We start from the raw sequence: 12,134 nt of genomic DNA, 5'->3' as shown, positions 1-12,134 counted from the left end.
CCTCAGCTCGCCGAGTCCACCACGCCCACCAGCTCCGCCCGCAAATACCGCTTGCTCACCACCCGCCAGTACGCCAGCAAACCAAAACCGGCAATCGCGAGACTCGCCGTATTCGCGACCCAGAAGCCGCGCGCGCCGGTCAGCCATTCCGGCGTGACGCCGCTTACGTTGAAGCCGAGCAGATATCCGCCACCCAGCCCCACGCCCCACAACGCAACCGCATAGATGACGGTCGGCACGACTGCCACCTTGTACGCGCGCAGCACGAACGCGGTGGTGATCTGCAACGCATCGAACAGGTGGTAGCACACGACGATCAGCACCAGCGGCAGCGCTGCCGCCACGACCTGCGCATTCGGCGTATAGCCTTCGATGATGTACGGCCGCAGCACCAGCACGATCGCACCGTAACAACAGGCGATCGCGACCGCCATCATGATGCCGTGACGCGACAGCGTGCGCGCCGCTTCCGGCCGATGCGCGCCGAGCGCCTGCGCGACCAGCGTCGACGAAGCGATGCCGATCGACAGCGGCGTCATGTACAGCACCGCGCCGATGTTGCCGGCGATCTGATGACCCGCGAGCGTCGTCGTGCCGAAGCGCGCGATGAAGAGCGCCATGAACGTGTAGGACGTGACTTCGATCAGATACGACAGGCCCATCGGAATGCCGAGCCGCAACTGCGCCGTCTGACGCCGCCAGACCGGCCAGCAGAAGTGGGCGAAGATCGCGAACGGCCTGAACACGTCGACGCGCGTGAGCAGCACCATGCCGAGCACCGCGAGTCCCCAGTTGATCGCCGTGCTGGCGAGCGCGCAGCCCGGGCCACCGAGCGCCGGCACGCCGAGCCCGCCGAAGATGAACCAGGTGTTGAGCGGAAACTTGAGCAGCAGCGCGCCGATCTGCAGGATCATCACGAGCCGCGGTTGGCCGACCGCATTGGTGATCGAACTGTAGACGCGAAACGCGAGGCCCGCCGGCAAGCCGAAGGCCAGAATCCGCAAATAGGCGACCGTGCGTTCGTGCAGCGCGTCGGGCACGCGCGCCAGATGCAGCACCGGCCCGGGGAAAAACAGAATCAGAAAGCCGATGACGGTCAGCGCGAGCGCGAGCCACAAGGATTGACGCACTTCCTCGCCGATCTCGGCATAGCGGCGCGCGCCGTACAGTTGCGCGGCGATCGGCTGCAGCGCGGTGAGAATGCCGGTCAGCCCGATGTAGACGGAGATATAGATCGACGAACCGAGGCCGAGCGCGGCCAGATCGATCGCCGAGTAACGGCCGACCATCGCCGTATCGATCACGCCGAACGCGATGATCGCCAGTTGGCCGATCAATACGGGCCATGCCAGCGCGGCGATTTTCCGTACGTCGGCGAACATGGTCAGTCGAGCTTCTTGTGCCAGCTGCGGCGTTTGACGACCGGCGGCTTGGGCCGGTCGATCCGCACGTACAGGCGGAAGCGTTCATCGCGGTCGGCCACGCGGCGGCCTTCCCACACCAGTTTCCAGATGTAGTCCGGCAGCGCGCTCGGGTCGCCGTATTCCTGCGAGTCCTGACGCAGGATCACGTCGCAATCCTGGTCGAATGAGAAGTGCATGTCGCCGAAATAGGCGAAGGTCGCTATCTGCGCATTACCCAGGCGCACTGGCGAGATGCACGTGTAGTCGTCAGGCAGGTGGCTGGCGATCTGTTGCGCGACGTCCTTGTAGGTCCGGCTGTAGTTGACGACCGGCAGCCACAGCGTCATCAGCAGCACCCACATCAGCGTCGTGCCGGCGCTCGAGAGCACCACGCTGCGCCACAGGACCTTCGGATGACGCGCAAGACGCCAGCGCACCAGCATGAACCAGCACAGGGTCACCGCGACCGCGCACACGAACGACAAGATCTTGAACTGCGGCGCGAAGCCGGGCGCGAGACGCGCGAGGTTGCGCGCGAGCGGATGCGGGAAACCGGTCAACCCGGCCAGATACACCAGCCAGACGAAGCTGCCGAGGATCGTGAAGCTCAGCAGCGCGAACCAGTCGATCGCGTTGATCGCGCCGCGTTTGAGCGTGGGCAGCGCAAACGTGGCCAACACCGCGAGCGGCGGCAGCAACAGCATGTAGAGCCGGTTCGACTGGTGGCTCTGCAGGATCACCAGCACCAGCAGCGGCCCGATCACCGACAGTGGGATCGCCACGTGCGGCCCGCGCCGCAGGCCCTTCCAGCTGAACCACGACCACACCGCGAGCGGCCACGCCGGCCATGTGAAGAGCGGCAGGTTCTTTAGCGCATACGCGGCGACCGAGCCGGGCGGCCCGGCGAACGAACTCAGGCTGACGTGCAGCCATTGATTCAGATACCAGACGGCGTCGTCGGGGAAGGCGGCGAGCGCCGCGATCGGCCACGATACCGCCACCACGAGCGCGATCGGCAAACCGGCCAGCAGCAGCCAGCGGCAGCGCGTTTCGCGCACGATCAGAGTCATCGCCAGGGTGCCGAGCAGCAGCGCGCCGACCAGCACCGGGCTGCTTGCCAAGGTAACGAGGCCGATTGCGAGGCCCCAGATCGCCGCGCCTTGAATCGGCTTGTCGATCATGCGCACCAGGCCGTACACGAGCATCGCGATACAGACGAACTGCGCGAGTTGCGGCGTGGTCTCGTGGCCGCGTTCGGCGAGACCGAAGCAGGCGAGCAGGATCAGCAGGGCGCCGTCGGCGAGCGTGCGGCCGTAGTCGCGCGGTTCCGGCTCGCCGCCGAACGCGTACTTGAACGGCTGCACTTCAGCGCGCCGGCCGAGCAGGTAGGCGGCATACCAGACGAACGCGCAACCCGCGCAGAACAGCAGGCCGGTGAACACGCGCGACGCGTTGCTCGCGTCGACCCACGGCGCGAGCACGCGGATCGCACTGGCGCCGAGCCAGTAGCCGAGCGGGCCGTCCTCGGTCAGGTACTTGCCGACCAGATTCGGCAGCAGCCAGTCGTGTGCGCCGCCGTTCGCCATGGTCCACATGACACCGAAGCCGGCTGCGTCCTCGTTCTTCCACGGATCGCGGCCGAATAGTCCGAACGACGCGTAGACGATACAGATGGCTAGCAGCAGCCAGCGCGGCAGCGCGCTGGTCGCAGAGGCAGTGAGGCGAACGACAGGTCTCATGCGGTGTGTGGAAATTGGATAAGCGGTGCGGCCAGGACCGGACGGCGGGTCCGGCCGGCATGGCCCTTCTGAAGCATCCGGCATTGTAGTCGTGCCGTGCGATGCGCGTCACGACCGGTAACGGCCCGCAACGTCGTGGTGAATGCTGTAACACGGCCCCGCAGGGGAACGCCGGAGGGTTGATCCCCGCCCAGGCCAGCGCTGACGCACGAAGCGATCAACGCGGCTTCGCGCGGGACTTCAAACCGGGCGCAGGCAATGTGCCGGTCGAGGCGACAAAAAAGGGCAGCTCACGCTGCCCTTTTTCGCTGCTTCGCTGTCGGCCAAAGCCGGCGACGACGCGGGTATTACTTCGCTGCTGCCTTGCCGGTAGCGCGCGTGCCGAACTTCTTGTTGAACTTCTCGACGCGGCCTGCCGTGTCCATGATCTTTTGTTGGCCGGTGTAGAACGGATGCGATTCCGACGACACTTCGATCTTGGCGAGCGGGTAGGTGTTGCCGTTGAATTCGGCAGTTTCACGCGTCTGGATGGTCGAGCGCGTCACGAACTTGAAGTCGTTCGACATATCGACGAACAGGACTTCGCGGTAATTCGGGTGAATGCCTTCTTTCATGATCTTTCCTTTAATCTGGCGGTAGCCAACCCGCGTGCGAGCCGCAATGAGCGCGAAACGCATCTAGGCGCGAGCCACTTGCCTATGGTCGAAAAACGGTGATTATGCCAGAAAATCAGTCGCTTGACGACTTTTCTGCCAGCTTTCTGGCAGCTCGTTCGCGTTTGCCGTGGCCTTGGCCGGCGGTGGCCGCGGTCCAGGGCGATCGCGGGCACCGTGTGCCGGAACTTCCGGGGCCGCGCGGTGCCGGCAATCCGACTCGCAACGCCTTCGCCAGCGGGTGCCGGGCCTCAAGTGCCCGACGCGTCAGGCCGGCGCGAAGCTCATCCCGACGCGCGCCGGATCCTGCCGATAATAGCGCGCCAGCAGCCGGTACAACTCCGGATACTCCGCCTCGAACGCGTGCGGCTGCACGAACAGCGCCTCGCTGCACACGGCAAAAAATTCCGACGGATGGTCCGCCGCATATGGATCGATCAACGATTCGCGCTCGAAACGCGCCCAGCGGCGCTCCGGCACCGCGTCGACCTGCGCGCAGAAGTGGTCGTACGCGTGGTCGAACACGTCGGCCCAGGCCTGCGAATCGAGCGGCGCGTGCCAGCGGCGCATCAGGGGCGGGTGGCCGTCTGCTTCACCGTTGAGCATGTCGATCTTGTGCGCGAATTCGTGGATCACGACGTTGTAGGCGTCCGGGCCTTCGGTCATTTGCGCGTCTTCCCACGACAGCACCACCGGGCCGCCTTCCCACGCTTCGCCGCTCGCGTCGTGTTCGACCTCGTGCACGACGCCGTCTTCGTCCTCGACCGTCTTGCGGATCACGAATTCGCCCGGATAAACGATCACGCCGACCCAGCGCCGATACAGATCGAGGCTCAGGTTCAGCACCGGCAGACACGCCTGAGCGGCGATCGCCACGGTCATCGCGTCGGTCAGCTCCAACTCGTGCGCGGTCGAGAATTCCTTTTGCGCGATGAACAGGCTGGTCAGTTCGCGCAGACGCGCGAGGTCCGGGGCGTCCAGGTGCGCGAGAAAGGGCAGGCCGTCGAGCGTGGCTTGCCACAGCGCGTCGTCGATCGCGTAGTCGCGCAGCGCGCGGTCGCGGCGGCGCGTGCCCAACCATTGAGTGAGTTTCGAGAGCATGGCCTGATGCAACCTTTAGTCGATCTGTTTTTGCCACGCGGCGAAAAGGCCGCCGCATATCGCTACGCCGATCAGAAAATAGAAGCCGTCCAGCGAGGCCAGAAAGCTTGCCTGCTGCGCGAGCGACCGGCTGATTTCGACCATCGCCAGCGAGTGCGCGTCGGACGCGGTGCGGCCCGCGGCGGCGAGGCTATTCGTCAGCGCGGTGAGCGAGTTCTGGAACACTGGATTGTACGGATTCACGAACTCCGCGAGGCGAGTTTGATGCAGTGCCTGCCGATGCTGTTCGACGATGATCACCGAGGCCGTGGCGAACGAGATCGTCAACTGCCGCACGATGTTCTTCAACCGGTAGCCATGCGTAAACTCTTCGATCGCAAAAATTCTGAAGGTCAGGTTGGCGACCGGCAACACGATGAACAGCAACAACAGTCCGCGCAGCAGCAGTGGCACGATCAGCGCCGCTTCGCCGACGCCCGGCGACATACGTGTCATCCATGCGGCGGCGAACGCGGCCACAGCGAAACCGGGCACGATGATCCACTTCTTGCGCGGCAGCAGCTTCGCATAGCGCAGATAGACGAACAGCGCGCTCGCGGAAATCAGCGACGTCGTGCCGACCAGCCGCCCGGTGTTCTCGACCGGGAAACCGAGGCCGCTCTCGAGAAAGCGCGAGATCAGGTAGCTGAATACCGTTGAGACGTAGTAGTAGAACATGTACAGCACGAGCCCGACCTGGAAGACCTTTTCGCGCAGCGCATGCAGGCGCATCAGCGGCGCGGGATGGTGCCACTGCTGATAGATGAACCAGCCCAGCGCGACCAGGCCGGCGAGCGTCAGCAGGATCAACCCCGGCGATGCGCTGAACAGCTGGAAGCGTACCTGTTGCATCACGATCTGCAGCGCGCCCTGGGCGAACGCGAAAATCAGATAGGGCCAGAAATGCGCCGACCCGCGCTCTTCGGGCAGACGGTTGCCGGAGTCGGGCAACGCGAGCAGAGCCAGCACGGCGAACAGCACACCCACGGGCGCCGTGCACGCGAATAACGCGCGCCAGTCGAAATGCGCGACCAGTTGGCCGCCGATCAACGGCGCGAGCGCGCTGCTCAACACGATCAGCAAAAGAAACGCGCGCGTGGCCGCCGGCCGCTGCTGCGGCGTGAAACTCATCTGGATCAGGATGCGGCAGGTGCCCATCATCGGACCGATGAAGTAGCCTTGAAAGCCGCGCGTCAACGCGAGTTCGATCGACGATTCGCAGAGTGCGGCGGCCACCGCGCCGGCGGAATAGAGCAGCATGCAGCCGGCTACATAGCGCCGGTAGCCGACGCGCTCGACCCACCACTGTTGCTGAAGGATGCCGAGTACCGCAGCCACCGCGTAGGCGCTCGAGGCCCACACCAGTTCGTCGGGCGACGCGTTGATGCCGCCGGCGATATAGCTGGTGAAAAAGGAGAAGATCGCGTTGTCGAAATAGTCGAGGCCGGTCACGACCGCCAGCACCCATGGGAAAAAATCGCCGCGCAGCTTGTCGACGCTGAACAGCGCGACGCGGGATGACGCGGCGTTCATGACGATTCGTCCGGCGCCGACGTGCGTGATTTTCTGGTGCGCCTGGCAGGCGATGCGCCGGCCGCTTTGACCAGCGCGTGGCGGCGTTGCTCGAGCAGCGCGTCGGCGTTCTCGCCGGCGAGGCGTCGTTCGAGATAGTCGAGATCGGGGCTCAGTTCGGCGCGCTGCTTCTGCGCTTCCTTGAGTTCGCGGCGCATCGTTTCGATATGGGCGTCGAGCGCTTCGACCTGCTGTGCGATGGCGTCGCGAATCTGCTGCAACGATTCGGTTGAAAAGCGATGGCCACCGTCGACCGCTTCAAGCGGCCGCTTGAGCATTTCGGTGATGCCCTGCAGCGAAAAGCCGAGCGAGCGCAGACGGAGGATGCGGCCGAAGCGCTTCAGGTCCTCTTCGTCGTACAGCCGGTAGCGGCCTTCACTGCGGGTGGGCGAGACGAGGCCGCGTTCCTCGTAGTACTTCAGCGTGCGCGGCGTGACCCCGAGGCGTTCGGCTGCATCGCGCACGGTCAGCAGGGTGGGTGAGTCCTTCGACATGAGTAATGGACAGGTAGGGCGGACCGGCCGCATTGTACTCTAACGTGTACGTTCACGTTCATGTTGTGGGCGCAGGCGGGACTCAGGGTGCAAACTCTGCGGACGAAAAAAAAACCGCTCGTCGATGACGAGCGGTTTTTTTCATGCAGTACGGTCGATGCAGCTATGCCGGCGCAAGGCCTTAGCTGCCGCCACCGCGACGCATCATGTCGAAGAACTCGGAGTTGCTCTTCGTCTGGCGGATCTTGTCGAGCAGGAATTCCATCGACTCGACTTCGTCCATGTCGTGAATGAATTTGCGCAGCACCCAGATCTTTTGCAGGACCTCGGGCTTGATCAGCAGTTCTTCACGGCGCGTGCCGGACTTGTTCAGGTTGATCGACGGGTAGACGCGCTTCTCGGCGAGACGACGTTCCAGGTGCACTTCCATGTTGCCGGTGCCCTTGAATTCTTCGTAGATCACGTCGTCCATGCGGCTGCCGGTTTCGATCAGCGCCGTACCGATGATGGTGAGCGAACCGCCTTCCTCGATATTGCGCGCCGCGCCGAAGAAGCGCTTCGGGCGTTGCAGCGCGTTGGCGTCGACACCACCCGTGAGCACCTTGCCCGAGGCCGGCACGACGGTGTTGTAGGCGCGCGCGAGACGCGTGATCGAGTCGAGCAGAATCACCACGTCGTTCTTCATTTCGACGAGGCGCTTGGCTTTTTCGATCACCATTTCTGCGACCTGCACGTGACGCGCAGCGGGTTCGTCGAACGTGGAGGCGATCACTTCGCCGGCCACCGAACGCTGCATTTCGGTCACTTCTTCAGGGCGTTCGTCGATCAGCAGCACGAACAGCACGACGTCGGGATGGTTCTGCTTGATCGCATGAGCGATGTGCTGAAGCATCACGGTCTTGCCGGACTTCGGCGAGGCGACCAACAAGCCGCGCTGGCCTTTGCCGATCGGCGCGATCATGTCGATGATGCGGCCCGTGACGTTTTCCTCGCCGCGCATTTCGCGCTCGAGCAGCAGCACCTTGTTCGGGTGCAGCGGCGTCAGGTTTTCGAACATGATCTTGTGCTTCGAGGCTTCCGGCGGCTGGCCGTTGACCTTGTCCACCTTCACCAGCGCGAAATAGCGTTCGCCGTCTTTCGGCGTACGCACTTCGCCTTCGATCGTGTCGCCCGTATGCAGATTGAAGCGGCGGATTTGCGACGGGCTGATGTAAATATCATCCGTGCTGGCGAGGTACGAGGTTTCCGGCGAACGCAGGAAGCCGAAGCCGTCCGGCAGCACTTCAAGCGTGCCGTCGCCGAAGATCGTGTCGCCCGTTTTGGCTCGTTTTTTTAGAATGGCGAACATCAGTTCCTGCTTGCGCAGGCGGTTCGCACTTTCGATCTCGAGGCCATTGGCCATCTCGATCAATTCGGACACGTGCAGAGTCTTAAGCTCGGATAAATGCATACGGAGAACCCGCAGGAGAAGGTGCGACGAAATGAAATCTGGGAGGAGAGTGAGCGGAACCGCTCAAGGACTTACACGTCTTTTCGACGTTTTGCGGATTCTAGCATAGCACAGGCCAATTTCCGCCAGTGTGGCGGCATGGCATCTTTCTTGTCGAGCGTGTTGCCGGCTGACAACATGCTCATCTCGACGCGCTCGCAAGTCTCGCGGACTGCGGGCGCGCCGCTATGCGCCGCTTGCTTTACAGGTTGCCGTCGAGGAACGCGGTCAGTTGCGACTTCGACAATGCGCCGACCTTCTGCGCGGCGACCGCGCCGTTCTTGAACAGGATCAGCGTGGGGATACCGCGCACGCCAAACTTGACCGGCGTCGATTGATGCTCGTCGACATTGATCTTGGCGATTTGCAGGCGATCAGCGTAATCCTTCGCGACTTCGTCGAGGATCGGCGCGATCATCTTGCACGGACCGCACCATTCGGCCCAGAAATCGAGCAGCACGGGTTTGTCGGATTTCACGACGTCCTGTTCGAACGATGCGTCGCTAATATGCTTGATTTGTTCGCTCATTGTATGAATACCTCTATCGGTTCGAGGCCCGCCTGAATTGCTCGCCACGATACGTCAAAACCTAAGGAAACTTCTGTTCGCTTTGCCGCACCCGGAGCCTTGTCGACACGCCAGGAAAACATGATGCCTTCTCCTGGAATGTGCGCAAGGCACGCGCATGCGGGTCATCCGTACGGCAGTTTAGCTTAATTCGCTATGCGTTGCCGGGGGCGATAGTACTCATCAGGGGCAGTGGGGCCAACGGCTGCCGGTGAAGTGCCACGACGTTCCAATCACTGCGATGCACTGTATCTGGTGGCTGGCGCGGCGAACTCAAGTGTCTGCGCAGACGCCCGCGCCGGGCGACTGCTATAAGGAGCAAAGAGCCTGATTCGCGCATCGAGGTCGATTTGCTCGTATTAACAGTCGCACGATGGGCCCGGCGGTGATAGAATGTTTCGTGACGGGCCTCCTCGCATGGAGGGATGGTCAATCTGGTCAGGTCGGGAACGAAGCAGCCACAGCCGTTTTCCACCAGTGCCGAGGGTCGGGCTCGTCACCTTCCTTTTCTTTGCATTGTCTGTTTCTTCTGTTTGTGTCTCCGCGGGTTTCTCCGCACCCTCTTCGAACTCGTGATTTACCCTTAGCGTCGCCATTTCAGGTGCATGCGGTCATGTCGCGGTTGTATTTCGCGCGCCCCATCTATTTTTTTCTATCAGTCCGTTAGCCGGTTTCGATGAAGCGGCGAGGCGCCTTCATGTGCTGGTTTTGAGCGGCATCGTTACTGATACAATTTCCGGATGACCTATCAAGTTCTCGCACGCAAATGGCGGCCGAAGGATTTCGCGTCGCTCGTCGGACAGGAGCACGTGGTGCGCGCGCTCACGCATGCGCTCGACGGCGGCCGTCTGCACCATGCCTATCTGTTCACCGGCACGCGCGGCGTCGGCAAGACTACGCTGTCGCGTATCTTCGCCAAGGCGCTGAATTGCGAAACCGGCGTGACTTCCACGCCGTGCGGCGTGTGCCGTGCATGCCGTGAGATCGACGAGGGGCGCTTTGTCGATTATGTCGAGATGGACGCGGCGAGCAATCGCGGTGTCGACGAAATGGCGGCGCTGCTGGAGCGCGCGGTGTATGCGCCGGTCGACGCGCGCTTCAAGGTCTACATGATCGACGAAGTGCACATGCTCACCAACCACGCCTTCAACGCGATGCTGAAGACGCTGGAAGAGCCGCCGTCACACGTCAAGTTCATTCTCGCCACCACCGACCCGCAGAAGATTCCGGTCACGGTGCTGTCGCGCTGTCTGCAGTTCAATCTGAAGCAGATGCCCGCGGGTCATATCGTCTCGCATCTCGAGCACATTCTCGGCGAGGAAAAAGTACCGTACGACGCCCAGGCGCTGCGCCTGCTCGCGCGTGCCGCCGACGGTTCGATGCGCGATGCGTTGTCGCTGACCGATCAGGCCATCGCCTACTCGGCCAATCAGGTGAATGAAGAGGCGGTGCGCGGCATGCTCGGCGCGCTTGATCAGAGCTATCTGATCCGCTTGCTCGACGCGCTCGCGGACGGCGACGGCGCAGCGGTGCTAGCAGTCGCCGACGAGATGGCATTGCGCAGCCTGTCGTTTTCGACAGCCTTGCAGGATCTGGCGAGCTTGCTGCATCGGATCGCGTGGGCGCAGTTCGCACCGTCGTCGGTGCTGGACGAATGGCCCGAGGCCGGCGATCTGCGCCGCTTTGCCGACGCGTTGAGCGCCGAGCAGGTGCAATTGTTCTATCAGATCGCGACGATCGGCCGGAACGAGCTGGGCCTCGCGCCGGACGAATACGCCGGCTTCACGATGACACTGCTGCGGATGCTGGCGTTCGAGCCCGCGCCTACCGGTGGCGGTGGCGCGGCGGGTGGGGCGAGTGCGGCTGGTCCGGCGAATTCTGGCGGTGCGAAGCGCGCGGGGGCATCGACGGTGGCGGCTTTGCGAGCCTTGTCGGGTTCGCCGGTGGCGGCTGCGACGATGCCGATGAGTGCGCCAGCGAACGCGCATGAAGCGGCAGGCGCCAATCCGGCGGTTCGTGGTTCGCAGGCTGGTGGCGCGATGGCGGACAACGGCGCGATGTCGCGTGCCGCGGCCGAATCCGCGGCGGCTCCAGGGGAGCAGACCACGCATGCAATCAGCGCGCGGTCGGTGTCGGAAAATACTGCGCAAGACACCGCGACGCTGCAATCACCTAACGCCGAGGCGGGAGTCGTTGCCGAGCCGATCAAGGTTCACGGAGAAGCGGTTGCGGCGCCGAGCGTTACACCCGCCACCACTGTTGCGAGCGCGCCACCCGCGTTAGCTCCGTGGGACGACGCGCCTGCCGATGCGGCTTCTAACAAGGGTTCCGCCAATGCGAGCCTCGCCGACGCAGCGGGCAATCCACCCGCCACGAACGCTCGCTTCGACGACGCAAACGCAAACGCAAACGAAGCCGCCGCGGCAAGTGTCACCCTCAACCACGCGAGTTCAAACGAAGCGTCCGTCGCGCCCGCTCTCAACGACCCGACGCCAGCCTCCGCGCTCACGGCACCGGCAACTGCCGCGCTCGCCCGCACGGAGCAAGCCGCAACCGCACGACAAGAGCCCTCCGAACGAACAGCGGCCGTAGCCGAATCCGCGCCGCGCCGCGCCGGCGGTGCGAGTGCCGCACTCGACGTCTTGCGCAGCGCCGGTCTGAAAGTATCGTCGGACCGTGGCCGCGCCACTTCGGCAGCGGCTGCGAAGCCCGCAGCGCCGGCCGCGCCGAAGCCGGCCGCGCCGCGCGTGGTCGTCCCGGTGCCGACGCCTGGCGCGCCGCGCCGCGCGCAGCAGCAGGATGCCGCGCCGGCCGCCCGTGCGCCGTCGTCGCCGGCTCAGCGCGGTGGCGCAGAGCAGAACGGCGCGTCGATGCCGCCGTGGGATGACATGCCGCCCGACGATTACATGCCGATCTCGGCATCGGACGATGGCTATTTCGGCCCGCCCGACGACGACTACATGCCCGTGTTCGACCGCGGTCCCGACGACGTCCGCGTAAGCGCCCCGGCAGCGGCCGCGCCCCCGCCGGGGGGGGGCCCGCGGGCGCGGGCGCCCCCCCGGGCCCGCGGCCCCCG

General features: G+C 64.0%; 9 protein-coding genes and 1 other RNA gene. 2 read left to right on the top strand and 8 right to left on the bottom strand.

The window, feature by feature from the left end; translation table 11 throughout:
• Window positions 1-2: 2 nt before the first annotated feature.
• The 8 genes from PQQ53_RS21170 to trxA form a co-directional block, all read right to left on the bottom strand.
• A complete protein-coding gene (locus PQQ53_RS21170; RefSeq protein ID WP_408143191.1) occupies window positions 3-1,382 on the bottom strand; it encodes an MATE family efflux transporter in 1,380 nt (459 codons plus the stop codon).
• A 2-nt stretch (window positions 1,383-1,384) separates the two neighbouring features.
• Window positions 1,385-3,142 carry an ArnT family glycosyltransferase gene (locus PQQ53_RS21165; protein WP_408325942.1) on the bottom strand — a complete coding sequence of 586 codons (1,758 nt, stop codon included), beginning with the start codon at window positions 3,140-3,142 and terminating at the stop codon, window positions 1,385-1,387.
• Between the two features lie 347 nt (window positions 3,143-3,489).
• Window positions 3,490-3,756 carry a type B 50S ribosomal protein L31 gene (locus tag PQQ53_RS21160; protein WP_168661969.1) on the bottom strand — a complete coding sequence of 89 codons (267 nt, stop codon included), beginning with the start codon at window positions 3,754-3,756 and terminating at the stop codon, window positions 3,490-3,492.
• A gap of 306 nt (window positions 3,757-4,062) precedes the next feature.
• The gene (locus PQQ53_RS21155; protein WP_408325940.1) at window positions 4,063-4,896 is read right to left on the bottom strand and encodes a M90 family metallopeptidase; all 834 of its coding nucleotides are present in this window, start codon (window positions 4,894-4,896) and stop codon (window positions 4,063-4,065) included.
• Window positions 4,897-4,911: 15 nt separating this feature from the next.
• Entirely contained in the window at window positions 4,912-6,468 is a 1,557-nt protein-coding gene (locus PQQ53_RS21150) for an MFS transporter (protein WP_408143197.1), read from the bottom strand.
• Complete coding sequence (locus PQQ53_RS21145; RefSeq protein ID WP_408143198.1) at window positions 6,465-7,001, bottom strand: MerR family transcriptional regulator; 537 nt, start codon at window positions 6,999-7,001, stop codon at window positions 6,465-6,467. Before PQQ53_RS21145 ends, PQQ53_RS21150 begins: the two co-directional genes overlap by 4 nt.
• A gap of 181 nt (window positions 7,002-7,182) precedes the next feature.
• Window positions 7,183-8,451, bottom strand: a complete 1,269-nt coding sequence (rho, locus tag PQQ53_RS21140; protein WP_006048863.1) for a transcription termination factor Rho — start codon at window positions 8,449-8,451, stop codon at window positions 7,183-7,185.
• 241 nt (window positions 8,452-8,692) lie between these two features.
• Window positions 8,693-9,019: a thioredoxin TrxA gene (gene trxA, locus PQQ53_RS21135; protein ID WP_006048864.1), complete on the bottom strand. Its 327-nt coding sequence runs from the start codon at window positions 9,017-9,019 to the stop codon at window positions 8,693-8,695.
• Window positions 9,020-9,460: 441 nt separating this feature from the next.
• Between trxA and ffs the strand changes: the two genes are divergently transcribed.
• Window positions 9,461-9,559: signal recognition particle sRNA small type (gene ffs, locus PQQ53_RS21130), an RNA gene on the top strand.
• 239 nt (window positions 9,560-9,798) lie between these two features.
• Window positions 9,799-12,134, top strand: a 2,336-nt coding sequence (gene dnaX, locus PQQ53_RS21125; RefSeq protein WP_408325937.1) for a DNA polymerase III subunit gamma/tau, incomplete at its 3' end; no start/stop codon positions are given.

The organism is Paraburkholderia strydomiana, from assembly GCF_046030495.1.
Taxonomy (GTDB): Bacteria; Pseudomonadota; Gammaproteobacteria; order Burkholderiales; family Burkholderiaceae; genus Paraburkholderia; species Paraburkholderia strydomiana_A.
The sequence above is the reverse complement of the archived record's forward strand: the minus strand, read 5'-3'. Positions and strand labels throughout refer to the sequence as shown.

What these genes read in the sequence shown, in the direction of transcription:
- PQQ53_RS21145 (WP_408143198.1), bottom strand. Translation starts at nt 7,001, where the DNA reads ATGTCGAAGGACTCACCCACCCTGCTGACCGTGCGCGATGCAGCCGAA.
- PQQ53_RS21155 (WP_408325940.1), bottom strand. Translation starts at nt 4,896, where the DNA reads ATGCTCTCGAAACTCACTCAATGGTTGGGCACGCGCCGCCGCGACCGC.
- PQQ53_RS21150 (WP_408143197.1), bottom strand. Translation starts at nt 6,468, where the DNA reads ATGAACGCCGCGTCATCCCGCGTCGCGCTGTTCAGCGTCGACAAGCTG.
- PQQ53_RS21165 (WP_408325942.1), bottom strand. Translation starts at nt 3,142, where the DNA reads ATGAGACCTGTCGTTCGCCTCACTGCCTCTGCGACCAGCGCGCTGCCG.
- PQQ53_RS21160 (WP_168661969.1), bottom strand. Translation starts at nt 3,756, where the DNA reads ATGAAAGAAGGCATTCACCCGAATTACCGCGAAGTCCTGTTCGTCGAT.
- trxA (WP_006048864.1), bottom strand. Translation starts at nt 9,019, where the DNA reads ATGAGCGAACAAATCAAGCATATTAGCGACGCATCGTTCGAACAGGAC.
- rho (WP_006048863.1), bottom strand. Translation starts at nt 8,451, where the DNA reads ATGCATTTATCCGAGCTTAAGACTCTGCACGTGTCCGAATTGATCGAG.
- PQQ53_RS21170 (WP_408143191.1), bottom strand. Translation starts at nt 1,382, where the DNA reads ATGTTCGCCGACGTACGGAAAATCGCCGCGCTGGCATGGCCCGTATTG.